Source organism: Desulfofundulus thermobenzoicus, assembly GCF_009428905.1.
Classification (GTDB): Bacteria; Bacillota; Desulfotomaculia; order Desulfotomaculales; family Desulfovirgulaceae; genus Desulfofundulus_A; species Desulfofundulus_A thermobenzoicus.
Genome location: NZ_WHYR01000001.1, coordinates 112,428 through 138,515 on the forward strand (window position 1 = coordinate 112,428; position 26,088 = coordinate 138,515).

Consider the following 26,088-nt stretch of genomic DNA (forward strand, 5'->3'; position numbering starts at 1 on the left):
ATATTGAATAATTAAGGGGTGAAACGGCTTGATCAAGAAAAAGGTCAACATTAACGGGGCCAGTATGACTTTGCTTGTCGATCCGGAAGCCACTCTGGCAGAGGTCATTCGCGGGCAGCTGCATCTAACCGGAACCAAGATTGGTTGCGGCAAGGCCCAGTGCGGCGCCTGCTCGGTGATCATGAACGGCAAGGTTATCTTTTCCTGTGCCACCAAAATGAAGAGAGTTCCCGATGAGGCACTCATTACCACCATTGAAGGGATTGGCACACCCAACAACCTGCACGCCCTGCAACTGGCCTGGGTCAAACACGGTGCCGCCCAGTGCGGTTTTTGCGCGCCTGGTTTTATCGTTTCCGCCAGGGTCCTCCTGGATGAGAATCCCAACCCCACCAGGGAAGAGGTTCGCGACTGGTTCCAAAAGCACAAAAATGTTTGCCGCTGTACGGGATACAAACCCATCGTGGATGCCGTGATGGACGCCGCCCGCCTGATGCGCGGCGAAATATCCGTGCGGGACCTGGGCTTCGAGATGCCGGGTGACGGGAAAATACTGGGCACCGACTACCCGCGTCCTTCGGCTATAGGCAAAGTCACCGGCACCATTGACTACGGCGCCGACCTGGGCCTCAAGATGCCGCCCGGCACCTTGCAGCTCAAGCTGGTCCAGGCGCAGGTTTCCCACGCCAGGATCCTTTCCATCGACACATCCGAGGCGGAGAAAATGCCCGGTGTCTACAAAGTCGTGACCCATAAGGATATCAAAGGCAGAAACCGCATCAACGGCCTGAATTTCCCGAGCAACAAGGGGGACAGCTACGACCGGCCGATCCTGTGTGACGAAAAGGTCTTCCAGTTCGGCGACGCCATTGCCATCGTCTGTGCCGACACGGAGGCACACGCCCAGGCTGCGGTGGAAAAAGTGAAGGTCGAACTGGAAGTGCTTCCGGCGTACATGAGCGCTCCCGCCGCCATGGAGCCCGACGCCATGGAAATCCACCCCGGCACCCCCAATGTGTACTACAGGCAGTTGTTGGAAAAAGGCGAGGATACCGGGCCGTTGATGGAAAAGGCGGACGTTGTGGTATCCATGGAGGACCTGTACGTCGGCCGTCAGCCCCACCTGCCCGTGGAACCGGACGTTGCCGCGGCTTATTATGACGAAAACGGCAACCTGCAGATTTTGTCCAAGAGTATCGGTCTGGATCTGCACGCCCTCATGATCGCCGAAGGCCTCGGCCTCGAGGCCGGCAAAAACCTTTTCCTGTCCCAGTTCCCGGGGGTGGGCGGCACCTTCGGCTACAAGTTCAGCCCCACCATTGAGGCCCTGGTGGGCGCCGCCTGCATGGCCACCGGCAGGCCCGTTTTCCTGAAATTCGACTACTACCAGCAGATCATCTACACCGGCAAGCGGTCTCCGTTCTTTATCGACCTGAAGTTCGGGGCCAGGAAGGACGGCAAGATCATCGCCATGGAATCCAACTGGGCTGTGGACCACGGCCCCTACTCCGAGTTCGGCGACCTCCTCACCCTGCGGGGAGCCCAGTTCATCGGCGCGGGCTACGGCATTCCGAACATCCGCGGCGCCGGCTATACGGTTTGCACCAACCACGCCTGGGGTTCCGCCTTCCGGGCTTACGGTTCGCCCCAGAGCTTCTTTGCCAGTGAGACGCTGATGGACGTCCTGGCCGAGAAATTGGGCATCGACCCGCTGGAGCTGCGTTACATCAACGTCTATCGCCCCGGCGATACCACCCCCACCGGCCAGGAACCCGAGGTGTACTCGCTGCCCCAGCTGATCGACGCCATCCGCCCCAGGTACAGGGCCGCCCTGGAAAAGGCCAGGAAACTCTCCACACCTGAGAAAAAGCGCGGTGTCGGCGTTTCCATTGGAATTTACGGCTGCGGGCTTGACGGTGTGGACGGCGCCGAAGTATGGGCGGAACTGCTGCCCGACGGCAGGGTGCAGGTGAGCACCAACTGGCAGGATCACGGCCAGGGCGCGGATATGGGCCTGCTGGCCACCTCCCATGAGGTCTTGCGGAAAATGGGCATCAGGCCGGAGCAGATCAAGCTGGTCATGAACGATATGAACCTGGCCCCGGCGGGCGGGCCGGCCGGCGGGAGCCGCTCCCAGGTGGTCGTCGGCAACGCCGTGGTGAACGCATGCGAGCAATTGCTGAACGCCCTGAGAAAGGCCGACGGGACCTACATGACTTATGACGAGGCTTTGGCCAAAGGTATCCCGCTCAAGTATACCGGCAAGTGGAGCACTGCGGTGGCCAACTGCACCGCCTGTGACGAGAAAGGCCAGGGCAGCCCCTTTGCCGTATACATGTACGGTGTTTTCCTGGCGGAAGTGGAAGTGGATACCACGACCGGCAAGGTCCGGGTGGTAAAGATGACGCTGGCCGCCGACGTCGGCGAAGTGGTCAACAGGACAGTCCTCGACGGGCAGATCTACGGGGGCCTGGCCCAGGGCATCGGGCTGGCGCTTTCCGAGGATTTCGAGGACCTGAAGAAACACACCAGCATGGCCGCCTGCGGTATTCCTTACATCAAGGATATCCCGGACGACCTGGAGATCATCTACGTGAACAACAAGCGCAAGCACGGCCCCTTCGGTGCCGCCGGCGTGGGCGAACTGCCGCTGACTTCGCCGCATGCCGCCATCTGCAATGCCATTTACAACGCCTGCGGCGTGCGCATCACCCAGCTCCCGGCCACGCCGGAAAAGGTTCTGGCCGGCCTGCAGGGGAGGGAAATACCGGTCGTAAGGCGGCCGATCAAAAATCCGGCTTACTAGTGCGCACAGGGATGCGCTGAGCGGGTTGAAATTCTGATGAGATGACATCTTACGCGGATAGTTTGCCTTGAGCGAATTGAACGGCATTTGGTGGTGGGTCGCTGGTGGCCGGTAAGCGGAGGGGAAGAGTTCGCAAAGGCGAATGCCGAACAAACATTCCGGCAGTTATTTAACCGGCGACCCGCCCCCAGAATGCACCCGGCTCGCTCCAGGTTGTTGTATTTTAATTAACATTGATCTGACGGCTGTATTTCCGGACCGGCAAGTCCGGTGCGAAACGGTGGGGGTAAAATGGATCAAAGGCGAATAGTCGAGTTTGAAGAAAAATGCACCCAGGAGTATCCCCCGGCCTGCACGGCGGCCTGTCCCCTGCACGTGGATGTCAGGAGTTTCGTGGCGGAAATGAAAAAGGGGAACATCGACCAGGCATTCGATATTTTTGCCGGAACAGTTCCCTTTCCCGGCATCGTCGGCCGCATCTGCGATCATCCCTGCCAGGCCGCCTGCAGGCTGGGGGAGGTGGGCGAGGCGCTCTCCATAGCCTCCCTGGAGAGGGCCTGTGTGCGGATGAGTTCCGCCCGGCCGGTAAAAACTACCGTTTCACCCCCCAAAAACAGGCGGGTGGCCGTGGTCGGGGGAGGGCTGAGCGGCCTGGCGGCAGCCTTTGAGCTGGCCCGGAAGGGTTACAGTGTTGCTGTCTTCGAAGCCTCGGGCCGCCTGGGGGGCAGGCTGTGGGAAATACCGGAGGAGGTTTTACCGCGGCAGGTGATCAGGGAAGAAACGGCTGTGCTCGATACCCTGGGTGTGCTGGTCCGGTTCAACACCCCTGTAGGGCGGTCCCTTCCCCTTCCGGACCTGCGCCGCGAATTCGACGCCATCTATCTCAGCCCCGGATATAATCCCGGGGATGCATTCGGTCTGGAAACGGACCGGCAGGGCCGCATCCGGATCGACCCGGTTACTTTTGCCACCGGTGCGGACGGGGTTTTTGCCGGGGGCGGCGTGCGGCGTGCCGGGCCGGGCTATTCCCCCGTCGGTTCCCTTTCCGACGGCAGGCGGGCGGCCGTATCCATAGACCGCTATCTGCAGGGCGTTTCCCTTACCGCCGGCCGGGAGAACGAGGAGTCTTACCGGACACGGCTTTTTACCAGTATTGAGGGGGTCCAACCCCTTCCTGCCGTTGTGCCGGCTGATCCCGCACGGGGTTACACGCCGGAGGAAGCCGTCCGGGAAGCCGGACGCTGTCTCCAGTGCCAGTGCCTGGAGTGCGTGAAGGCCTGCGCATACCTTGCCCATTTTCAAGGTTATCCCAAAAAATATGTCCGCCAGATCAGCCACAACCTGAAAATGGTCATGGGGCGGCACGAGGCCAACATCTTGATTAATTCCTGCAGCCTGTGCGGCCTCTGCCGGGAGGTTTGCCCGGAAGGTTTCCACATGGGGGAGTTGTGCCGGGAGGCCCGGATAGAAATGTTCAATAAGGGGAAAATGCCGCCTTCCGCCCACGATTTTCCCCTCCGGGACATGGAATTCAGCAATAGTGAGCTGTGTGTTCTGACCCGTCACCAGCCGGGGTACGGGTCAAGCAGCCACCTCTTCTTCCCGGGCTGCCAGTTGAGCGCTTCCGCGCCGGACCACGTGGAGAGGGCTTATTCTTACTTAATGGAAAAGGTGGCCGGAGGGGTCGGCCTGATGCTGCGGTGTTGCGGCGCTCCGGCGGAGTGGTCCGGACGGACCGGCCTTTTTCAGGCGGGGCTGCAGGAAATTGAGAACCAGTGGCGGGAAATGGGCGGGCCGCGCCTGATCCTGGCCTGCTCGACATGTTACCAGATATTTAAGAAATACCTTCCCGGGGTTGAAATTGTCTCTCTCTGGGAACTGTACGACCGGTTCGGGCTGCCGGAGGCCGGCGGGTCCCCAAATCCCGGTGTGGTGGCTGTACATGACGCCTGTACCACCAGGCATGAGAAACATATCCACGCAAGCGTCCGGAGGATATTGCAGAAGCTCGGTTACAGGATCGAAGAACTGCCGGACAGTCGCGAAAAAACGAAGTGCTGCGGGTACGGGGGGTTGATGCTGTATGCCAATCGGAGACTGGCGGATGACGTGATCAGGCGGCGTACCGGCGAAAGCCCCGCCGACTATGTCGCTTACTGCGCCATGTGCCGCGACAATTTTGCGGCCCGGGGCAAGCGAACCTACCATCTGCTGGACCTGATTTACGGCAGGATAGATGACGCTTCACCGGTGAAAAAGGGGCCGGGTTACTCCCGGAGGCGTGAAAACAGGGTCAGGCTTAAAAATAAAATGCTCAAAGAGGTATGGGGGGATGAAGTGGCGGAAGTGAAGAGGTCGTATGAAACTATTAAATTGATTGTTCCCGCCGCAGTGGGCGAAATTATGGAAGAACGCATGATCCTGCTGGAAGACATCCAGAAAGTGATTGAGTATGCCGAGCGGACGGGCAATAAGATACTTAACCGGAGTAGCGGCCACATTCTGGCCTGCCACAGGCCGGTAAGCGTCACTTACTGGGTGGAGTACACCCCGCTGGAGGACGGTTTTGCCGTCCACAATGTTTACTCGCACCGGATGGTGGTGGAGGGCAATAGTTAAGGATGTGAAAAAGTTGGCCGGCAAGGATTTGAACGCAGAAAATGTTTATGAGTGTCTTAAATGCGGCGTTCCGCTGGAACCGGGCAAAGTTACGGTTTCCTATATGGGCAGCAGCTTTCCGGTTGAACTGTTAAAATGCAAAAAATGCGGGCAGGTCCTGGTCACGGAGGAGCTGGCACTGGGCAGGATGCTGGAAGTGGAAAAGGTTCTGGAGGACAAATAGGGGTGCTGGTAATGCCTTTCGCCGGACGTTACCGGGTTTATGAAAACGGTGATTTGCGCAGGATTACCGGTGATACCGTCAGGCCGGGCGGTTTTACTTTAACCGGCCGGGCCCTGGTCTTTTGTTCTTTCACCCCGGGGGCCAGGGTGCTGGACGTGGGCTGCGGCACCGGCGCCACAGTGGAACACCTGATAACCAGGTATAAACTGGATGCCGTGGGGGTGGACCCTTCCCCGGTTCTGCTGGAGCAGGGACGGCGGAGGTGTCCCGGGCTGCCGCTGCTGGAGGCGGCGGGGGAAAGCCTTCCTTTCGGGGACGGGGAAATGGACGGTGTCTTTATGGAGTGCGCTCTGACCGTGATGGAAGACCCGGACGGGGCTCTGGCGGAATGTTACCGGGTGTTGAAGGACGGCGGCTGGCTGGTGGTGACCGATGTCTACGCCCGCAACCCGGAAGGAGTTGCCGACCTGCGGAAGCTTCCCGCGGCCAGTTGCCTGACCGGGGCCATGGGCGGACGGGAGTTAAAAAAGAAAATAGAACGGGGCGGCTTCGCTATTGTATTGTGGGAGGATCATTCCCGGTTGCTGGCGGAACTGGCCGGCCGGATCATTTTGGCCGGCGGTTCACTGGAAATATTTTATGGCCATTCCGCCTGCGGGGCGGCGCAAGGCCGGGACATCCGGGAGGCGATCAAAAAGTCCCGGCCGGGATACTTCCTGTTGATTGCCCGGAAGCAGGGGGTGGGTTCCCATTTGCCGGAAAGGAGCGCACGGTTGGGATGAACGACGAACTGTTACGCATGCTGGAACTGTACCGGCAGGGCTTTAACTGCAGCCAGATCCTGCTTTTGCTGGGGCTGGAAACCCTGGGGAAAAGCAACCCGGACCTGATCCGGGCCATGACCGGCCTGGGCGGCGGGCTGGGTTTTTCCGGGAAAACCTGCGGCGCGCTGACCGGCGGGGTTTGCTTGCTGGGCCTGTATGCCGGCAGGGGGGTACGGGGGGAAAGGGAGCACGACCGTTTTCTTTTAATGGTTGAGGAACTGGTGCAGTGGTTTGAGCAGGAGATCGGCCGTTCTTACGGCGGAATCAATTGCGCAGAGATTATGGGAGAAAAGCTGGCCAGCAAAACGGTGGGCAGCCAGTGCGGCAATATTGTCGGGAGCACCTATGCCAGAGTCAAGGAAATACTGATTGCCAGCGGGATCGAGCCTGCGGGTGGGCGCAATGGGTGAACGGGGCAATATTCTGTCGGAAACAGAAAGCCTGTGTCCCGAATGCCTCGGGAAGATACCGGCAAAAAGGGTGGCCCGGGGAGATTGTGTGTTTCTGGAAAAAACCTGTCCGGAACACGGCAGCTTCCGGACGAAGATCTGGGAAGGGCAACCGTCTTTTCAATCCTGGGTCAGGCCTAAAATACCGGCAGCGATTAACGTTCCCTTTACAGAGGTCGACCGGGGCTGTCCCTTTGACTGCGGTCTTTGCCCCGCCCACCGCCAGCATACTTGTACGGCGCTGCTGGAGGTCACCGGTCGCTGCCATTTAAAATGCACCTTTTGCTTTGCTGATGCCGGAGGTAGTGGCCCGGATCCGGATCAGAAAACAGTCAGGGGATGGTACCAGCGCCTGCTGGACGCCGGCGGGCCGTACAACATCCAGCTTTCCGGCGGGGAACCCACCCTGCGGGACGACCTGCCCGCACTGGTGGCGCTGGGCCGGTCCATGGGCTTTAACTTCATCCAGTTGAATACCAACGGCCTGAGGCTGGCCCGGGAGCCCGAATTCCTTGAATCCTTGAAGGATGCAGGGCTGGCTTCTGTATTCCTGCAGTTCGACGGGACTGAGCGGGAAATTCACCGCCAGCTGAGAGGCGGCGATTTTCTGGAAGAAAAGCTGGAGGCGGTACGTCTGTGCGGGGAGCTGGGGATCGGGGTGATCCTGGTGCCCACGGTGGTCCCCGGCATTAACGACCATAATCTGGGGCAGATCATCGACCTGGCGCTGGATCTCCTGCCGGTGGTGCGGGGGGTTCACTTCCAGCCCGTGAGCTATTTCGGGCGCTATCCCCAACCCCCGTCGGATGCGATGCGCATAACCCTGCCGGAGATCATCGGCCGGATTGAACGTCAAACGGCCGGACGGATCAAAGCGGAAAGCTTCCGGCCGCCGGGCTGTGAAAACGCCCTGTGTTCCTTTCACGGCAACTTTGTTTTAATGCCGGACGGGGAATTGGTGGCCACCACCAGGCATGACCCGGTACGGCAAGAAAGAAACTGTTGCGGCACGCCGGAGCGGGCGGAAGAGGGGGCGCGGAAAGCGAGGAATTTTGTGTCGAGCCGCTGGTCCGCTCCTCCGCCAATCCTGAAGCAGCAAAAATGCAGTTGCCAATGCAGCCGTGAGGAGCAGATGACTTCTAAAAATAGTATGGACATGTTTTTAGAGAGGGCTAAAACTCATACCCTTTGCCTTTCCGCCATGGCTTTTCAGGACGTCTGGAACATCGACCTGGAGCGGTTGAAGGACTGTTGCATTCACACCGTGGCCCCCGACGGGAGGATCATACCCTTTTGTGCCTACAACCTTACGGACAGAACGGGCAGATCGCTTTACAGGGGAAGGTAGGGATGTATGTTCAGAAAAACACCGCTGGAGGCCTGGGCTTTGCAAAAAATGGGGGGCAACCCCGGGAAGGCCGGGTCTCTGACCCGCGCCCTGATCGAATCCTACCAGCTGCAAAAACTGAGGGAAACCCTGGCTCTGGCCAGGGACAGAAGTCCCTTTTACCGCCGCCTGTTGAACGATTACCCGGTGGAGCGGGTTAAGTCGTTAAGGGACCTGCAGGAACTTCCTCTTACCACTGCTCGTGATCTCAGCCAGAACCCGCTGCTGTTTCTCTGCGTTTCCCAGGACCGGATCAGCCGGGTGGTCACCCTGAACAGTTCCGGTACCACCGGTTTACCGAAGCGAGTTTTCTTCACCCCCGGCGACCAGGAGCTGATCCGGGACTTTTTTCACCACGGCATGTCCACCCTGGTGCAGCCGGGCGACACGGTGCTGATTTTGCTGCCCGGCCAGTTGCCCGGGAGTGTGGGGAATTTGCTGGTGGAGGCGCTGGGGCGAATGCAGGTGCGGGGTATTCCCCACGGCTTTGTGCGGGACCCCCGGGAGACGCTGGAAATCATGGTCCGGGAGAAGGTCGACGCGCTGGTGGGCATCCCCACCCAGGTGCTGGCCCTGGCCCGCTGGCGGTTTCCGGGGCAAAAAGAACCCCCGGTGCGGGTGAAGAATGTGCTGCTTACCACCGACCACGTGCCCCGGGTTATTGTCGACGACCTGGAAAGGACGTGGGACTGCCGGGTCTTCAATCATTACGGGATGACGGAAATGGGCCTGGGAGGTGGCGTGGAGTGCGAGGCCCGGGCGGGTTACCACTTGCGGGAGGCGGACTTGTTTTTTGAAATTGTCGACCCTGTTACCGGGGAAATTGTTCCGGAAGGGGAAGAGGGGGAGGTGGTTTTCACCACCCTCACCCGCCGGGGGATGCCGTTGATCCGGTATCGCACCGGGGATCTCGCCCGGTTCCTTCCCGGACCGTGTCCCTGCGGCAGCGTGTTGAAGCGCATGGCCCCGGTGAAGGACCGGGTTGAGGGCAGGATTCTTTTAAGCGGTGGCGGCTTTCTCAGCATGTCCATGCTGGATGAAACGCTGTTTAAAATAAACGGCCTGGTGAACTTTCAGGCGGTTATTTATTCCAAAGGCGGCACTGATTGCCTGGAAGTACGGATCCAGACAGCCCCGTGGGCCGGTGACGAAATGCCGAAACTGGTCGAAAGGGCGCTCCTTTCCCTTCCCGTAATTGCTGAAAACCTCTGTAAAGGTACCTTAACCCTGGGTTCCGTCGCAGCGGACGATGCCGGGGAACTCTGGAGGCCGGTCAAGCGAATGATCCAGGACTTGCGCGAAAAAGGAGGGACGGCTCATGAAAGAGTTGTATGAAACTTGCGCCCGCCTGCTGGCGGAGGGAGAAGACCTGGTGATGGCCACCATCATCAGCCGGAGCGGTTCTGCCCCCCGCACGGCAGGAACCAGGATGCTGGTACGCCGGGACGGCTCCTTTGTGGGTACCATCGGTGGCGGCCTGCTAGAAGCGAAGGTGCTGCAGGAGGCCGGGGAAGTGTTCCAGAGCGGCCGGCCGTCGCTCCGGGAGTTTCACCTGACCGGCGACGACGCGGCGGGCATGGATATGATTTGCGGCGGCCGGCTGGAGGTTTTTGTCGATTATCTGTCCGCCGGCGTGCCCGAAAATGTGCAGATCTACCGGACCATCGCCGGTTTGCTGCCTTCCGGGCAAAGGGCGCTCCTGGTAACCCGGCTGCCGGACCGGGACGGATGCCGTGACCGGTCCGGCAGGTGCCTCCTGCTCCAGGAAGGCCGGCCGGTTGGGTGCAGCCTGCCGGCCGGCCGGCTGGAGCCCTTGCTGCAGGCCGGCGGCAGCAGGTATCCCCAACTGTTGCAGGTGGACGGGGACACTTTTCTGGTAGAACCCGTCAGTTCACCTCATACGGTTTATCTCTTCGGAGCGGGTCACGTTGCGCAGAAAGTAGCCTGGTTGGCTTCTTTCGTGGGTTTTCGCACGGTGGTACTGGACGACCGGGAAGAATTCGCCAACCGGCAGCGGTTTCCCCGGGCCGAAAAAATTATTGTCCTGGACGATTTTGAGCACGCCATGAAGGACCTGCCCATAGGCAGGGACAGTTACCTGGTCATCGTCACCCGGGGGCACCGGTATGATCTGACCGTGCTGGCCCAGGCCCTGCAGACCGGCGCCGGCTATATCGGCATGATCGGCAGCACCGGGAAACGGGATGCCATTTACCGTGCCCTGCGCGAAGCCGGGGTGACCGGGGAGCAGCTGGCCAGGGTTCACTCTCCCATCGGCCTGCCCATCGGGGCGGAGACGCCCGAGGAAATCGCCGTCAGCATCGTGGCCGAACTGATCAAGGTGAGGGGAGAATTGATGAATGGGTGAGCCGGAAGGCATTGCCGCCATTGTCCTGGCGGCCGGGTACTCCTCCCGCATGGGGGATTGCAAGCCGTTGCTGAGGCTGGGGCCGTACAGCGCCGTCGAGCACGCCGTCCGGTGCTTTTTCCGGGCCGGTATCCGGGATGTGCGGGTGGTGACCGGTCACCGGGCGGAGGCGGTGGCGGCAGCAGTAAGGCCCCTGGGGGCCGGGGTGATTTTCAATCCCCGTTTCGACCAGGGCATGTATTCCTCCGTGCAGGCGGGGGTCGAAACCCTGGGGGCGGAAGTGGAGGCGTTTTTCCTTTTGCCAGCGGATCACCCGCTGATCCGGGTCTCCACAATAGAAAAAATGCTTCACTATTACCGGACCGGGAAAAAAGGGATTATTTACCCCGCTTACGGTGGCCGGCGGGGACACCCGCCCCTGATTTCCGCCAGGTATGTGTATGAAATACGGAACGGGACATATCCAGACGGGTTGCAGGAACTGTTAAACAAGTATGAGCACGACGCCCTGGACGTGGCGGTGGAGGACGAGGGGGTGGTGCTTGACATGGATACTCCGGAAGATTACCGGAACCTTCTATATTACCTGGAAAGCCGGGCAGTTCCCACCGTGGAGGAATGCCGCCGGATCCTGCGGGAAGCCCGGGTGAGCGAAGCGGTTTGGGAGCACTGCCATACGGTGGCCGCTCTTGCCTTTTCGCTGGTCAAGCATCTGAACAGGGCCGGCGTCGAGCTGGACGAAGATCTGGTTCTGGCCGGAGCCTTACTGCACGATGTGGCCCGTGCGCAACCGCAACACGCCCGGGCCGGAGCGGAACTCCTTCAAGCCAGGGGGTATCCCCGGGTGGCGGCGGTCGTGGCCGCCCATATGGATATTGATGTGGACGAGGCGAAGCCGCTTGCGGAAGCAGAGGTGGTATTTCTGGCGGATAAGATGGTTAAGGGACGGGGCATCGTTTCCATTTCAGACCGTCTCGCCGGGATGCTGGAAACGTATTGTTATGACCGGCAGGCCTGCCGGGCTGCCCGGCAAAGGCTAAAAAAAGCTGAATTGATCAAAAAGAAAGTGGAAAAAATTCTGGGCCGGCCGGTGGAAGCAGTACAGCCGGAGAACTGGCTTTCGAGAGAAACTAACAGTACGGAGGTTGAAGTAAATGCTTAAAGTTCCGGTGGAGAAGGCGGTGGGAATGATTCTCTGCCATGACATCACCGAGATCGTGCCCGGGAAGTTTAAAGGTTGTGCTTTTAAAAAAGGCCATATCGTGAGGGAGGAAGATATACCGAAACTTTTGCGGCTCGGGAAAGAAAACCTGTACGTTTGGGAGAAGAAGGAAGGGGTTTTGCACGAAGACGAGGCCGCCTGCAGGATGGCCCGGGCGGTGGCCGGGAGCGGTGTTGCGCTGACCGAGCCCACGGAGGGAAGAATCAATTTGCTCTCCACTCTCCGGGGGTTGTTGAAAATCAACGTCGGCGCCCTTCAAGCAATCAATAATATTGAACAGGTAATGCTGGCGTCACTGCACACCAACCAGGTGGTGGAAATAAACACGGTGGTTGCCGGTACCAGGGTGATTCCCCTGTATATTGACGAAAAAATTATTGAACAGGTGGAAGAGCAATGTGCCGGGTATGGTCCTGTCGTGGAAGTCAAACCCCTGGCCAGCCTCCGGGTGGGGATGGTGGTAACGGGCAGCGAGGTTTACAAGGGGCGTATTGAAGACAGATTCAGTCCGGTGGTAAAGGAGAAGATCGAAAACCTGGGCAGCCATGTGTTTCGGAAAATCAATGTAACGGACGATACCCGGATGATTGCCGGGGCCATTCAGTCCCTTATGGTGGAAAAAGCCGACTTGATTGTGATTACCGGCGGAATGTCGGTGGATCCCGACGATCTGACCCCGGCGGGAGTTGTAGCCGCCGGCGGGAAAATCGTGTCTTACGGTGCCCCCGTGTTGCCAGGGGCCATGTTTATGGTGGCTTACATCGGGGAAACGCCGGTACTGGGCCTGCCCGGCTGCGTGATGTTTGCCAAAAGCACCGTGTTCGACCTGGTTTTGCCCCGCATTATGGCCGGAGAGGTTATCGACCGCCGGGATATTGTGGCTCTGGGGCATGGCGGGCTTTGCCGGGGATGTCCGACGTGCCGGTTCCCGGCCTGTTCCTTCGGGAAGGTATAGGCGACGGAAAACTTCATGTGCTGCTCTATAAATACATTTTCGTTTCTCTGTTGGTGCCGCCGCAGGCGGCGTGGAGGTCTTGATTGCTTTTGTACCCGGTGAAACAATTGACGGAGAATGAATTTATAAATCGGCGAAGCAAAAATACGGTGCCCAGAAAAATCTACCTGGTGCGGCACGGGGAGATCGCTGCGGATGGCCGGCGGCGTTTCATCGGCCAGATCGATTTGCCCCTGAGCGATGCCGGCAGAAAACAGGCCGCCCGCCTGCGCGAGGAGCTGTCCGGACTAAAAATAAGCGGCATTTTCTGCAGTGACCTGGGCCGCTCTTTTTCCACCGCCCGTATTATTGGCGAAAAACACCACCTGGAGCCCGTGGCCAGAAAGGATTTACGGGAAATCAACCTCGGAGCGTGGGAAGGCCTGACCTTTGACGAGGTCTGCCGGAAGTACCCCGTGGATTTCAAAAGGCGGGGCGAGGACATAGTCCATTACCGGCCGCCCGGGGGCGAAAGCTACGCCCGGTGCGCCGGCAGGGTCCTGACCGCACTGAATGATATAATTAATAGTACTGAAGGGGACGTGCTCATCGTGGGACATGCCGGTGTCAACCGGATTATTATTTGCCGGGCACTGGGACTGCCTTTGCAAAACCTGTTCAGAATCACCCAGGATTACGGGTGCCTGAATATTATCGCGCTGGATGCCGGCGGTTTCAGGGTGGTCACGGTGAACCATGTTTTTGGACTTTTTGGTTAATGTCAACATTATAGAATGCCGCCCCGCACTCACCAGAACATAACCCTGATCCCGGTATTCCAGGTTTTATTAACACATCAGGTTACAGAACGAACTGGTAAATCAGTGAATGCCGGGTCCACGCTCACTCCTCGGCTTCCGCGCTGACAGTATCGCGTCTCGCTCCTTGACCGGGCTGGCGGCGTTTCCTTCGACCGGTGAATATTTATACCTGCCGTCCGGTGGGGGGCCAGCCTTTGTTCCAGACCGGCGTATTTTTGGCGAAGTCCCGGGAACCACATCGGTTCCCGGGACTTCGCCGAAAAATCTATAAAGTAACCACCACTATTCGTGTCTCGGTCATTTCGCTAATGGCGTATTTGGGGCCTTCCCTGCCCACACCGCTGCCTTTTACTCCGCCGTAAGGCATCTCATCGGCCCGGTAAACCGAGGTATCATTGATGATCACTCCCCCCACCTCCAGTTTCCGCGCCGCCAGCATGGCCAGATCAAGGGAACCGGTAAATACCCCCGCCTGCAAGCCGTACGGGGAATCGTTGGCCATTTCCAGCGCCTGCTCGAAGGTCTCGTAGGGCATCACCGATACCACCGGGGCGAAAATTTCTTCACAAACCACCTTCATGTCCGGCTGTACCCCGGTTAACACGGTGGGGTAAAAGAGGTTGCCCTCCCGCCTGCCGCCGGTGAGCAGGGTGGCGCCCCTTTCTACGGCCTCCCTTACCCATTGTTCCGCCCGGCGAGCCGCATCCTCGCTGATCATCGGCCCCACGTCCGTTTTCAGGTCGGTGGGATCGCCCACCACCAGTTTTTCCGCCTTCTCCACCAGCAACTGGCAGAAGGGTTCCATTAAAAATTGCTTGCGAACAGGTATCTGGTTCTAAACCTCTCATTTCTACCATCGAAAATTGTGGTCTATTGTACGATTTGCAGAAGTGAAAACCGTTTAAAACCAACGGGTTGCCTATCACTTTCTGAACAATTTTGGGGAAGCTCAAGCACACAAAAAGGTGTGATTTTGACCGACCCCGTTTGATTTTATTTTGCAGCTATTTAAAACCGGCCCGCTTGCAGGTGCGTTCGCAGGAAATCGAACGCTTTTTTCGCAATGATCATTTTACGGGTGTTTACCAGTAAATTTGGGGACTCGCGGGTTAGTTCGTTGAATTGCTTCCAGTAGGCCAGTTTGACTTCTTTCAACAAATCTTTCTGCGCTAAGTCCAGCTTTTCCCCCGGTATTTTAAGGATTTCCAAAGCGGTCTCCCCGTTATCAATCTGGACACCGCAAATGGTGTGGAACGTACGGTAAAGGGCGCGAAAAAACAGTTGTTCCTCGTGGGATACCGGCGGCTCCAGGTCGGCCAGCTCCCAGAAAAACAGGGACAGGGCTTCTCCCAAACCGTATCCTGCCGTTAACAGTTTGGCGGTCACCCTGCCGATAACCTTCTGGCGATGCCTGTCGCCCGGCAGGCTGGACTTCAGGAACAGTTCTATTATTTCAAGGTTGCATGAGGTATCTTTCACTGTTTGGTTCTCCTTCCCTGAGCGGCAAGGGGGTCAGGAGGAGCGTGGGTACCCGTGAGCCCGGCTCCAGGGGAGGGTGTCCCGCCGGGAGGTCGATCAACGCGTTCCAGTTGATGAGGGAGCGCAGCATGCTGGATTTCTGGCCCGGCAGCAAACTTACCTCCCAGCCGCCCTGACGGCATACCGCACAACCCCGCAGGAAGCGCCGCGGCCCCCCCTTCTTAGGAAAAGAGCCGGTACACAGGGCCGGAAGACGGGGAGGGTACGGGTTGAGCGCCTGAAAGGCGCGTAAAACGGGTGCGGCAAACAACTGGTAGCTCACCGCGCAGGCCGCCGGGTTTCCGGGGAGACAGAGGACCGGCTTGGCGTCCAGGGCTGCGGCGCCGCTGTGACCGCCCGGTTTTATTCTGACCCCCCAGAATAACACGCCGGCCCCTATTTCCCGCAATATCTGGAGGGCCTGGTCGCATGCTCCGGATGCGGTCCCCCCCACGGTAATCACGAGGTCGGACTGTTTAAGCATTTTTTCCAGGTGTTTTTTGATCCCGGCCGGGCTTTCCCTGCCAACGACCTCCACACCGGTAACCTCTCCCCCGTCCCGGAGCACGAGGGAGGCCAAAAAGGGTCCGTTGCTGTCCCGAACCTGGCCGGGAGCGGGTTTGACATGGCAGGGAACGATTTCACGTCCCAGGCTGAGGATCGTCACCCGGGGACGGCGGTACACCGGCACTTCACTCTCACCGAGGGCCGCCAGCACGCCGATCGTGCCCGGATCCAGACGGGTACCGCGCCTGACAAGCAGTTCCCCGGCCCGAAAATCCTCCCCGGCCTGCCTGATGTTGCTGCCCTGGGAGAATTCGCCCGTGAAGACCATGCGGTTTCCGTCAATCACGATTGACTCCCGTCGGATAACCGCCCCCGTACCGCCGGGCAGGGGGCCTCCCGTCACAACACCGACCGTCTCCCCGGGTTTCAGCGGAAAGACGGGAAGATCCCCGTTCCTGAGATATTTTTTGACGACGAAACTGGTGCGGCGGCCCAGATCCTCGACATGGACGGCGAAGCCGTCCACAGCCGCCTGGGGATGGGGGGGTATATCCCGGGTGACAGGTATGTCCCGGGCGACAACCCTACCCAGGGCCTGCAGCAAGGAGACGGATTCGCCGGGTAAGGGGGTGATGCGGTCCAGGAGGAATTCCAGGGCCTCCTCCCAGGTTGCGTTGACCAGCATTTGCCGATACCTCCAGCGCCTCAAAGTTGCTTTGCCGAAGGAACAGACCGGGTGGCGGCAAACCGCGCACTCTTCGCACAGGCCGCTGCGGCCCGACGCCACAGCAGGGGGGCTGCCGTGCCTTTGGATTAACCGCCGGTTTCAGTGAGCACTTGCATTTTTTCAATCCTTACGGCGCAGACCTTGTATTCACCGGTCTTGCTGACGGGGTCCAGAGCGTGGCTGGTCAGCACGTTGGTCGGGGTTTCCCGGTAGTGGAAGGACATCCAGATGATCCCCGGCGGTACCCGGTCCGTGACCTGTACCCTGGTGATCACTTCGCCGCGCCGGGAAACAACTTTCACCTTGCTCCCGGTCTCCACGCCCAGCCGTACCGCGTCGTCGGGGTTGACTTCGGCGTACTCCTCGGACCAGAGACTGCGAATACCCGCGGAATAGGGGGTGGTCACATTGTAATGGTACAGGATCCGGCCGGTGGAGAGCAGGAAGGGATAGTCCCTGTCCGGCAGTTCCGCCGGGGGAATGTGGTCGATGGCCTGGAAGAGCCCCTTGCCGCGGGCGAAACTCCGGGCGTGCAGATACGGTGTGCCCGGGTGGTCGGGGGCGGGGCAGGGCCACTGGATCCCCTCCTTTTCAATCCGGCTGTAGTTGATGCCGGCATAAGAGGGGGTGAGGGAGGCCATTTCGGCAAAAATCTCCTCCGGGTTGCGGTAGTGCATGGGGTAGCCCATTTTTGAGCAGAGGGCCGCGATGGCCTGCCAGTTCGTCATCCCCGGCACTGGTGCTATGGCCCTGCGCACCCGCTGGACGCGGCGTTCGGTATTGGTGAAAGTACCGTCCGTTTCGGCGAAACTGGCGGCTGGAAGCACCACGTCGGCGTATTGCGCCGTTTCGGTCAGGAAAAGCTCGTGCACCACCAGGAATTCCAGCTTTTCCAGGCCGGACCGGATATGGTTGCTGTTGGGATCGGTGAGGACCGGGTTTTCGCCGAGGATGTACATCCCTTTGATCTCCCCGGTGTTGGCCCCGTCGAACATTTCGGGTATCATCAGCCCCACTTCGGCCGGCAGGGACACGCCCCAGGCCTCCTGGAACCTGCCCCTTACGGCCGGGTCGGTCACCCGCTGGTAGCCGGGATAGACGTTGGGCAGTGCTCCCATGTCGCAGGCTCCCTGCACGTTGTTCTGGCCCCGCAGGGGGTTGACCCCGGTGCTGGGACGCCCGACATGGCCGGTCAGCATGGCCAGGTTGGCGATGCTCATGACGTTGCCGGTGCCGCAGACGTGCTCCGTAATACCCAGGGTATAGAAAATCATCGCTTTGTCCGTGGTGGCGTACAGCCGCGCCACGGCATGCAGATCCTCCTCGGGCACACCGGTCAACCGGGACACGTAGCCGGGGGTGTATTTTTCCACTGTTTCCTTGAGAGCTGCGAAGTTTTCCGTCCGTTCCGCAACAAACGCCTTGTCGTAAAGGTTTTCTTTGATAATGATGTGCATCAGGCCGTTGAGCAGGGGAATGTCGGTGCCTGGCCGGAGCCTGAGCCAGTAGTCGGCTTCCTCCGCCAGTTCGATACGCCTGGGGTCCGCCACGATGAGCCTGGCGCCCCGGCGGGCCGCCTGCCTGATCTTGTAGCCGATCACCGGGTGGGCTTCCGTGGTGTTGGTCCCGATCAGGAATAACAATTCGGCCCCTGCTATCTCGGAAATGGAATTGGTCATCGCGCCGCTGCCGAAAGAAGTGGCCAGACCGGCCACCGTGGGCGCGTGTCAGGTACGGGCGCAATGGTCTATGTTATTTGTGCCCATCACCGCCCTTACAAACTTTTGCAGAAGGTAGTTTTCTTCGTTGGTGCACCGGGCGGAGCTCAGCGCGGCGAAGGAGCCGGGCCCGTACTTTTCCTTGATTTCTTTCAGCCGGGCGGCAACCAGGTCCAGGGCCTCGTCCCAGGAAGCGGGCACAAATTCCCCGTTCCGCTTGATCAACGGCGTTTTCAATCGTTTGTCGCTGTAAACGAAGTCCCAGCCGAACCGGCCCTTGATGCAGAGCACCCGGCCGTTGACAATGCTGTCCGGGTTGGAGAGCACGCCGACGATTTTTCCGTCCTTAACGCAAAGATCGAAGTTGCAGCCGGTGCCGCAGAAGGGACAGGTGGTTTTCACCCGTTTCAACTCCCACCGGCGGGCCCTGCCCTGCATTTGTTTTTCCGTCAGGGCGCCCGTCGGGCACACGGCAACACAGTTGCCGCAGAAGACACAGTCCGATTCCAGGTAGGACATGTCGCCGAAGGTGCTCACCCTGGTGTTGAAGCCCCGGTATGCGAAGTCCAGGTTGTCTTTTCCGGTAATTTCCGCGCAGGCTCTTACGCACTTGCCGCATAAAATGCACTTGTTCGGGTCGCGGACGATAAAGGGGTTGTTGTCTTCAACGGCGTAGTGATGTTTTTCCCCTGTGAAGGGGCTTTCTTTTACACCGTATTCATAGCAATACTCAGCCAGCTTGCAGTCGCCGGTCTTTTCGCAGGTGAGGCAGTCCAGGGGGTGGTTGGCGAGCAGCAACTCGAGGATGGCCCGTCTTGCCTCGACCACCACCGGCGACCTGGTCCGCACCACCATGCCCGGCGCCACCCTGGTCACGCACGAGGCCGGCAGGTTGCGCATCCCTTCGATTTCCACCACACAAAGCCGGCAGCCGCCCCAGGGGGAAAGCTCCGGGTCGTGGCAGAGCCGGGGGATGTGGATGCCGGCTTGTTCCGCAGCTTCGAGCACCGTCCTCCCGGCCGGAACTTCAACCTCTTTGCCGTCAATTTGTAGTTTGACCAGATCCAAACGAACCACTCCTTCCGGTTTTTTTATAATTTAGGGGCCACAGATGGCCATCGGCCGGTTCACCAACAAAAAAACCTCCGCCCCTGGCTGGAGGTGCAATACGTGCTTCCTTCGGAACTTCGGTTCCGCCCGCATAATAGAACGGGTCAAGACCGGGTTTGCAACGGACCGGGGCCCGGCCCCGTCCCTTGCGACAAATCGAAGCTCCTTTCCAACCACGGGAGGCAAACCCGTTTCCAGGTTTACCCGGCGGCCTTTCGCCATGGCAGACCAGCTTTAGGCAGAAAGGCTCGGAGCATATACGGCTTTAACTATTTTCACGGTTGCATACCTTGGGTTGAAGATATGGATTGCGAACCCGGGGTCCGGAACGGCCACTCGATGCCTGCTCTGCGGCCGCCTTTGAACGGGTGCTTACGTCACCACCTTCTCTTTATGGCTGTATACGTTCAAACGCTGCCCGCGGGCAAAGCCAACCAGGGCTATGCCCAGCTGTTCGGCCAGATCCACGGCCAGCAGCGTGGGTGCCGATCGCGACACCACCAGCGGGATGCCGCTGCGAACCGCTTTGATGATAATTTCCGAGGAAATGCGCCCGCTGAGCAACAGGCATTTGTCCGCAGGTGCGATGCGTCTTAAAAAGGCGTGGCCCAGAACCTTGTCCACGGCATTATGGCGGCCTATATCCTCGTACATTACCAGCAAGTCCCTGCCGTCGGCCAGGGCTGCGCAGTGCACCCCGCCCGTCAGGCGGAAGGTAGCGGATTTCTCATCCAGCAGGACCATCAGCTGTAAAAGATGGGGGGCGGCGAACACGTTTGAAGACTGCACTGGTTGCAGCCGGAGAGCATCGCTGGCAATGTACGGGGCTGCCCGCACCTTGCCGCAGCAGACGGCGATATGGCGACGCAGGAAGTTCTCCCCTGGGGACACGGGGGAATTGGTTCGGACCCGCAGCAACCCTTCTTCTTCACAGCAGGTAATTTCCCTGATGTCCGCAGGGCTTTGCACCAGCCCCTCGCTGAGCAAAAAACCGGCGGCCAATTCTTCGCCTGCGCCTGGTGAACAGGTCAGGGTGACCAGTTCCACATCGTTCAAAAATATTGTCAGCGGCATTTCACTCACAATCAGGGCGCTGCCGGATTGCATCCCGCTCCGGTCGAATATGGTGATGTTGCGTTTCGTATAAAGGGAAAGAGACGTGCCGGTGTTCTCATTCATTGCTGTTTCCTCCGGTAAAGTGAAATGCCGGGCGGCATTGCAAAAAGCAAAGCCAGCCCGACATCGTTGCCCGGCTCAGCCCTCCTTTTCGCAATGGAAGGCACGCTGGTTTCCCAGCGCACCCTGACGGCCAAAAACCATAGCTCCGCAGTGCCTTAGGTATTTTGGCTCGGAGAGCTCGATGTTCAGCTGTTAAAAAGCCTTGACCCGGTTCCACGGCCTGATAATCACACCTTTGTGGTTAAGGCCGCCCGGAACGGAGAAGTCATTTTGAATATTATACTACACTATACTATTGTGAACGGTCAATAATTTTAGACGATTTTTCAGTTAATGAACATAATATAGTTTTGGGCGGTATGGAAGGAGCCCGTAGGGCGACTGGAATACCGCCCAAAATAACCGGTGCACAAAATCCAGACAGGAAAGGTTATCCAAAATCGCCGTCTGAGGAATTCCTCCAGGTTGTCCCGGATGGTGGTTAACTTAAGTTCACCAAGGATGGCCCTGACCTCCTGTACCTGGCTGGCTTTTACGCCTTTTCACCTCCGGTAAGTCCGGCATAGACGCACACAGGTTGATTAAAAACTCCGAGCTCCACATTATCCCAGCGTGTGGACACTGGCGCCGCGGGACAAGCCGGACGAGTTCAATCACACCGTTTTAAAGTTTCAGGCAAGAAGCTAATATTAAGACCAGATAAATTCACGCCGGGTAAAACGGATCAGACCCAGGGCGACAGTTACCGTAAAGTATGTTAAAGACCGGATGATCGGTACGCTTGAGGCGCCAGTTGTTGCGTTGATGTTCGACAATAGAGGCGGCAGGAAGACGTTCAGCCATATCCAGGGGCCTCCCAGTTCATTAAAAAAATAGCTGCCTAAACCGAGGAGTACCAGGATAACAGCGTAAACAGGATCAATGGCCCTTCCAGTCAGGGATGAAAACAAAATAAAAAGTCCCGTGACGACGAACAGGTTGCCGGTAACGGCAGCCAGCAAAGTTAATGGCAAAATATGTCCGGATAACGGCAAAACCAGGATCGTACAGGCGGTAACAATAGCTATCCAGAAGGCGCTAAGGGATAGGGAAGCAAGCAATAAACCAGTATAGTATGCAGTTTTTCCTGCTTTTAACATAAAAACGGTCATCTTGCTATCAGCATTACGCCAGATAAGAGAGGTCGTACATACGGCGGACAGGACTATGGTAAAAAAACCCAGGCCAACTGCAAGAGAGGCCCAGGTATGTGGTTCTTGTTTAGGGGTGGGACCAAAAAAGATGGCCAGAAACAGAGCAATTATAATCACCTCAGCCCAAACGGCATAAGTTCTAAAGTGATCCCGCAAAAAAAACCAGGCCAGGGCAAATACTTTCACCGGCTTCTCCCTCTCTCTAAATGATTGGTTGCCGTCAGGAAAACGTCCTCCAGGAATAATCCGGGGTGGCTGAGTGACAACACCCGGATGCGGCGTTCACCGAGCAATTGCATGACGGCAAAGTAGCGGTCGTCATCTAAATGGTGAAAAATAATTCTATGCCCTTCAAGTTCGCAATCCAATTCCAGACGCGAAAGCGCTTCTTCCAGTACAATGGCCTCTGCGTCAATTTCAATTGCCACCATCTGTCGCCGCTCCCGCATCAGTTCACCAATGCCGCGGTTAAGGACGAGTCGCCCCTTGTGAAGAACCCCCACACGACTGCATACGCGTTCAATCTCCGCAAGGTAATGGGAGCTGAATAATATGGTTTTGCCCTGCTGATGAAGCCGGAGAATGATATCTCTGATTCCTTTTTGCCCGAAGGGATCAAGGCCCGCTGCCGGCTCGTCCATAATAATGATTTCCGGATCACCAAGAATGGCCTGGGCAATCCCCAGTCGCTGCAGCATGCCCCGCGAAAGAGTTCCTATCCTGTATCCGGCCCTATCCGCGAGGTTAGCCAGGTGAAGAGCATGATCCACTCTATCCTTAAGCCTTTTGCCTTTTAGCCCGGTTAACTGTCCCAGCAAATTGAGGTATTCCGTCACTGTGAATGTTGTATAGAAAACGGGCCGGTCGGGGACATAGCCAATCCCTGGAGAGTGTGAGAACTTAACCTGACCGGTTGTGGGGCGGATTAAACCCAAAAGAAGACGGATGAAAGTGGTCTTTCCCGCTCCGTTTTCGCCCACCAGTCCAAAAACTTCGCCTGAGTGAATGGTCAAGGAAATGTCCTTTAGTGCCCAGCCTGGTGACCTTGCATAGCGTTTGCCTAGATTGTTGATTGCTATAATAGTTTTCATCTTGCACCTCTATAAATTACCTGGTGATATAATATCACACTCAGGAGTGGATATCATCCAGAATCTCCTCACGGGTAAAAACCGCTTTCCCGGTTTTAGGATGGCGCCTGCTATGATATAATGGTCGGGAAAATGTTTGAACGGAGAAAACTGCCGTCCGGGTCCTACTACCGGAGATGGACCGCAATCATGCACCATCCCCATTTCAAATATTTTGACCAGGGGGTGATGCACAACCGCCGGTACGTTGGAAAAAATCCCTTAAGCGGGCGCAAATCAAATAACGAAAACATATACCATGTAAAAAAAAATAAACCGGTATAAGGGGGATGAAAGGTTGTACTGGCACCAGCTGGCATCCAGCCTGATTTGTTTTGCGGTGTCTATTTTTCTTGTCCTGCTGATGGTTTTTCTTTTCTGCCGGTTAACCAGGTATAACGATTGGGAGGAAATCCAGCGGGGCAACGTGGCCGCCGCCCTGGCCCTGGGCGGCAAGGTTCTGGGCCTGGCCAACGTCATGCGCTTTGCCATCATGAGCAATATGGGCGCCGTGGAAATTGTAGCCTGGGGTATGGCGGGAATGGTTCTGCTGCTCCTGGTTTATCTGGCCTTTGAATGGTTGACTCCCCGGTTGAAGGTAAACGAAGAGATAGCCGGGGGCAATGTGGCGGTGGGTGCGCTGTCCATGGTCTTTTCCCTGGCGGCCAGCCTGATCATTGGAGCAAGCATTTCCTGACCGGGAAAGTACGCCCGGTAAAAAGTCTAATAAGCTTAATGAGTTTTTAACCGGGTTCAGGAAAAGCTGGGGATGACGTATTTTGCAAAAGTGCAAACATTTATTAAATAACAACTTTTTTGTGTCCGCCGCAAGCGATTGTCATAAATTTTTCCGTATGATATAATTTAAGAGCAATAAGTATTACAAATGACTGCCCTTGTTATTGCAGCCCGGGAAGAGATCTTCTCAGGCCTCTTTTATATCAGTAAATGTGATAGAGAACACAATCACTATCCTAATCCGGGGAGGTGGTAATAAACAAAAATTCCCACACCGGATGAATATCGCTGCGGGCAACATGTGGGTGGTGGTATGAAAGGAGTAACCGCCTTTGTCCGGAAGTGCTTGACCCGGGATGTGGCGCAAAAGAATGCCTCCGTCCGGTAAGTTGACAACCAGGTACATTAATTTCCAACGACCAACAACCGACGACCAATACAGGGAGGTCTGGATTATGAAAGAGCAAGGCTGCACCTGCGCTCCGATCAATGAGGAGGAACTCTATCCCGAAATGGCGCGGTATATCGATCAGCACCGCGGCAACCCCAACGCCCTGATCACGGTGCTGCACAGGGCCCAGAGTCTTTTCGGCTACCTGCCCCGGAAAGTGCAGGAGATGGTGGCCGAAGGGCTTTCTGTCCCCTTGAGCGAGGTATACGGTGTGGCTACCTTTTACGCCTTCTTTTCCCTGGTGCCCCGGGGCAGGCACGAGATCCGGGTGTGCCTGGGCACGGCCTGCTATGTGCGCGGCGGACAAAAAATAGTGGAATATCTGGAAAAGGACCTGGGGGTCCGGGTGGGGGATACCACTAAAGATAGACGCTTCTCTTTAAACGAAGTGCGCTGTGTGGGCGCCTGCAGCCTGGCGCCGGCGGTTTTGATCGATGAGGATGTCTATGCCCGGGTGGAGCCTGCCCGGATTAGTGAAATCCTGGACAAATATGAGTAAGAAGGAGGGGGTCGGGGTGAAATCATGGCGTGCGCAGGTCCTGGTCTGTGCCGGCGCCGGTTGTGTATCCTCCGGATGCCGCAAGATCAGGGATGCCCTGGTGGAGAAAATTGAAAATCACGGCCTGCAGCAGGAGGTCAAGGTGATTGAGACCGGCTGCATAGGCTCCTGCAACCTGGGTCCGCTGGTGCTGATCAACCCGGAGGGGATCCTTTACCAGAAGCTCGTTCCGCCGGATGCGGAAGAAATTGTGGTGGAGCACCTGATCAAGGGTCGGCCCGTGGAAAGGTTGCTTTACAAGGATCCGGTCACGGGCAAAAGCATCCCCCGCATGCGGGATATTGATTTCTTTAAATATCAGGAGAAGATCGTCCTGCGTAACTGCGGCCTGATCGACCCCATGAACATAGAGGAATATGTGGCCCGGGACGGCTACCGGGCGCTGCACCGGGCGCTGACGGCCATGACCCCCGGGGAAGTGATTGATGTGGTCACCCGGTCCGGGCTGCGGGGGCGGGGGGGAGCCGGATTCCCCACCGGGTTGAAGTGGCAGTTTGCCCGCCAGGCCGCGGGCACAACCAAATATGTGGTGTGCAACGCCGATGAGGGTGACCCGGGCGCCTTCATGGATCGCAGCGTACTGGAGGGGGATCCCCACAGTGTCATTGAAGCCATGGCCATTGCCGGCTACACCATCGGGGCCAGCCAGGGCTACGTGTATATCCGGGCGGAATATCCCCTGGCCATCGAGCGATTGACCCGGGCCATTGAGCAGGCCAGGGAACACCGCTACCTGGGGGAGGACATTTTCGGCACCGGTTTTCACTTTGATGTGGAAATAAGAATCGGCGCCGGCGCCTTTGTCTGCGGCGAGGAGACGGCCCTGTTGACCTCCATTGAAGGTAAAAGGGGCGAGCCCCGGCCCAGGCCTCCCTTCCCCGCCGAAAAGGGCCTCTTTGGCTGTCCCACGGTGATCAACAATGTGGAAACACTTGCCAATATCCCCGTGATCATCTTGAAGGGGGCCGACTGGTTTGCCGGTTTCGGCACGGAAAAAAGCAAGGGGACCAAGGTCTTTGCCCTGGCCGGCAGTGTGGTGAACACCGGCCTGGTGGAAGTGCCCCTGGGCACCACCTTGAGGGACCTGGTGTATAAAATCGGCGGCGGCATCAGGGACGGTAAGAATTTCAAGGCCGCCCAGACCGGCGGGCCCTCGGGGGGCTGCATCCCGGCGGCGTATCTGGATATACCCATTGACTACGAGTCGTTGAGTAAAATTGGCGCCATTGTGGGATCGGGCGGTTTGATCATCACCGACGAGGACACCTGCATTGTGGACTTCGCCCGCTTCTTCATGGACTTTACCCAGAACGAGTCCTGCGGCAAATGTCCCCCCTGCCGCATCGGCACCAAAAGGATTCTGGAAATCCTCGTCCGCATCACCCAGGGCCGGGGCCGGGAGGACGATCTGGACCGGCTGGAAGAGCTGTGTCTGAGCATCAAGGACGCCGCCCTGTGCGGCCTGGGGCAGACCGCGCCCAACCCGGTGCTGACCACCATCAGGTACTTCCGGGACGAGTACCTGGAGCACATCCGGGATAAGCATTGCCGGGCCGGGGTGTGCAGGCGCCTGAAGAAACAGCCGGCAGTAAAGATTTCTTAAGA

The 26,088-nt window shown here is 58.0% G+C and carries 21 protein-coding genes and 2 riboswitches; of the genes, 14 read left to right on the forward strand and 7 right to left on the reverse strand.

Features of this window, described 5'->3' with window-relative positions; translation table 11 throughout:
• Nucleotides 1-28 precede the first annotated feature (28 nt).
• The 11 genes from GFC01_RS00515 (at nucleotide 29) to cobC (ending at nucleotide 13,611) form a co-directional block, all read left to right on the forward strand.
• Complete coding sequence (locus tag GFC01_RS00515) at nucleotides 29-2,806, forward strand: molybdopterin-dependent aldehyde oxidoreductase (RefSeq protein ID WP_152944691.1); 2,778 nt, start codon at nucleotides 29-31, stop codon at nucleotides 2,804-2,806.
• 291 nt (nucleotides 2,807-3,097) lie between these two features.
• Complete coding sequence (locus GFC01_RS00520) at nucleotides 3,098-5,425, forward strand: pyridine nucleotide-disulfide oxidoreductase/dicluster-binding protein (protein ID WP_152944692.1); 2,328 nt, start codon at nucleotides 3,098-3,100, stop codon at nucleotides 5,423-5,425.
• Nucleotides 5,426-5,438: 13 nt separating this feature from the next.
• The gene (locus tag GFC01_RS00525) at nucleotides 5,439-5,648 is read left to right on the forward strand and encodes a DVU_1557 family redox protein (RefSeq protein WP_152944693.1); all 210 of its coding nucleotides are present in this window, start codon (nucleotides 5,439-5,441) and stop codon (nucleotides 5,646-5,648) included.
• 11 nt (nucleotides 5,649-5,659) lie between these two features.
• Entirely contained in the window at nucleotides 5,660-6,430 is a 771-nt protein-coding gene (gene trsM, locus GFC01_RS00530) for a DVU_1556 family methyltransferase (protein ID WP_152944751.1), read from the forward strand.
• Nucleotides 6,427-6,882: a DVU_1555 family C-GCAxxG-C-C protein gene (locus tag GFC01_RS00535; RefSeq protein WP_152944694.1), complete on the forward strand. Its 456-nt coding sequence runs from the start codon at nucleotides 6,427-6,429 to the stop codon at nucleotides 6,880-6,882. The genes trsM and GFC01_RS00535 overlap by 4 nt, the downstream gene beginning before the upstream one ends.
• On the forward strand, nucleotides 6,875-8,269 hold the full coding sequence (trsS, locus tag GFC01_RS00540) for a radical SAM (seleno)protein TrsS (RefSeq protein WP_152944695.1): 1,395 nt from the start codon (nucleotides 6,875-6,877) through the stop codon (nucleotides 8,267-8,269). Before GFC01_RS00535 ends, trsS begins: the two co-directional genes overlap by 8 nt.
• A 6-nt stretch (nucleotides 8,270-8,275) precedes the next feature.
• The gene (locus GFC01_RS00545; protein WP_152944696.1) at nucleotides 8,276-9,643 is read left to right on the forward strand and encodes a DVU_1553 family AMP-dependent CoA ligase; all 1,368 of its coding nucleotides are present in this window, start codon (nucleotides 8,276-8,278) and stop codon (nucleotides 9,641-9,643) included.
• The gene (locus tag GFC01_RS00550) at nucleotides 9,627-10,676 is read left to right on the forward strand and encodes an XdhC family aldehyde oxidoreductase maturation factor (RefSeq protein ID WP_152944697.1); all 1,050 of its coding nucleotides are present in this window, start codon (nucleotides 9,627-9,629) and stop codon (nucleotides 10,674-10,676) included. Before GFC01_RS00545 ends, GFC01_RS00550 begins: the two co-directional genes overlap by 17 nt.
• Nucleotides 10,669-11,838, forward strand: coding sequence for a DVU_1551 family NTP transferase (locus GFC01_RS00555; protein ID WP_152944698.1), 1,170 nt, complete (start codon nucleotides 10,669-10,671; stop codon nucleotides 11,836-11,838). The genes GFC01_RS00550 and GFC01_RS00555 overlap by 8 nt, the downstream gene beginning before the upstream one ends.
• Entirely contained in the window at nucleotides 11,831-12,853 is a 1,023-nt protein-coding gene (locus tag GFC01_RS00560; protein ID WP_152944699.1) for a molybdopterin-binding protein, read from the forward strand. The genes GFC01_RS00555 and GFC01_RS00560 overlap by 8 nt, the downstream gene beginning before the upstream one ends.
• A 149-nt stretch (nucleotides 12,854-13,002) precedes the next feature.
• A complete protein-coding gene (gene cobC / locus GFC01_RS00565; protein ID WP_341473663.1) occupies nucleotides 13,003-13,611 on the forward strand; it encodes an alpha-ribazole phosphatase in 609 nt (202 codons plus the stop codon).
• A gap of 307 nt (nucleotides 13,612-13,918) precedes the next feature.
• Here cobC and GFC01_RS00570 read toward each other — a convergent pair whose 3' ends face one another.
• From GFC01_RS00570 to GFC01_RS00600, 7 genes are all read right to left on the reverse strand, one after another.
• Nucleotides 13,919-14,458, reverse strand: coding sequence for an aldehyde dehydrogenase family protein (locus GFC01_RS00570; protein WP_152944700.1), 540 nt, complete (start codon nucleotides 14,456-14,458; stop codon nucleotides 13,919-13,921).
• Between the two features lie 203 nt (nucleotides 14,459-14,661).
• The gene (locus tag GFC01_RS00575) at nucleotides 14,662-15,132 is read right to left on the reverse strand and encodes a hypothetical protein (RefSeq protein ID WP_152944701.1); all 471 of its coding nucleotides are present in this window, start codon (nucleotides 15,130-15,132) and stop codon (nucleotides 14,662-14,664) included.
• A complete protein-coding gene (locus tag GFC01_RS00580) occupies nucleotides 15,107-16,363 on the reverse strand; it encodes a molybdopterin molybdotransferase MoeA (RefSeq protein WP_152944702.1) in 1,257 nt (418 codons plus the stop codon). Before GFC01_RS00580 ends, GFC01_RS00575 begins: the two co-directional genes overlap by 26 nt.
• A gap of 128 nt (nucleotides 16,364-16,491) precedes the next feature.
• Nucleotides 16,492-19,191 carry a formate dehydrogenase subunit alpha gene (fdhF, locus tag GFC01_RS00585; RefSeq protein WP_152944703.1) on the reverse strand — a complete coding sequence of 900 codons (2,700 nt, stop codon included), beginning with the start codon at nucleotides 19,189-19,191 and terminating at the stop codon, nucleotides 16,492-16,494.
• A gap of 188 nt (nucleotides 19,192-19,379) precedes the next feature.
• Nucleotides 19,380-19,499, reverse strand: a riboswitch (molybdenum cofactor riboswitch).
• 106 nt (nucleotides 19,500-19,605) lie between these two features.
• Nucleotides 19,606-20,412, reverse strand: a complete 807-nt coding sequence (fdhD, locus tag GFC01_RS00590; protein WP_243137106.1) for a formate dehydrogenase accessory sulfurtransferase FdhD — start codon at nucleotides 20,410-20,412, stop codon at nucleotides 19,606-19,608.
• Nucleotides 20,413-20,477: 65 nt separating this feature from the next.
• A riboswitch (molybdenum cofactor riboswitch) is annotated at nucleotides 20,478-20,599 on the reverse strand.
• A 502-nt stretch (nucleotides 20,600-21,101) separates the two neighbouring features.
• Nucleotides 21,102-21,791, reverse strand: a complete 690-nt coding sequence (locus tag GFC01_RS00595) for a hypothetical protein (RefSeq protein WP_152944704.1) — start codon at nucleotides 21,789-21,791, stop codon at nucleotides 21,102-21,104.
• Complete coding sequence (locus GFC01_RS00600; RefSeq protein WP_152944705.1) at nucleotides 21,788-22,696, reverse strand: ABC transporter ATP-binding protein; 909 nt, start codon at nucleotides 22,694-22,696, stop codon at nucleotides 21,788-21,790. The genes GFC01_RS00595 and GFC01_RS00600 overlap by 4 nt, the downstream gene beginning before the upstream one ends.
• A gap of 337 nt (nucleotides 22,697-23,033) precedes the next feature.
• Here GFC01_RS00600 and GFC01_RS00605 point away from each other — a divergent pair, with 337 nt between their 5' ends.
• From GFC01_RS00605 to nuoF, 3 genes are all read left to right on the forward strand, one after another.
• The gene (locus tag GFC01_RS00605) at nucleotides 23,034-23,432 is read left to right on the forward strand and encodes a DUF350 domain-containing protein (protein ID WP_243137107.1); all 399 of its coding nucleotides are present in this window, start codon (nucleotides 23,034-23,036) and stop codon (nucleotides 23,430-23,432) included.
• Nucleotides 23,433-23,928: 496 nt separating this feature from the next.
• On the forward strand, nucleotides 23,929-24,423 hold the full coding sequence (gene nuoE, locus GFC01_RS00610) for an NADH-quinone oxidoreductase subunit NuoE (RefSeq protein ID WP_152944706.1): 495 nt from the start codon (nucleotides 23,929-23,931) through the stop codon (nucleotides 24,421-24,423).
• Nucleotides 24,416-26,086 carry an NADH-quinone oxidoreductase subunit NuoF gene (gene nuoF, locus GFC01_RS00615; RefSeq protein ID WP_152944707.1) on the forward strand — a complete coding sequence of 557 codons (1,671 nt, stop codon included), beginning with the start codon at nucleotides 24,416-24,418 and terminating at the stop codon, nucleotides 26,084-26,086. Before nuoE ends, nuoF begins: the two co-directional genes overlap by 8 nt.
• The last annotated feature ends 2 nt before the right edge of the window (nucleotides 26,087-26,088 follow it).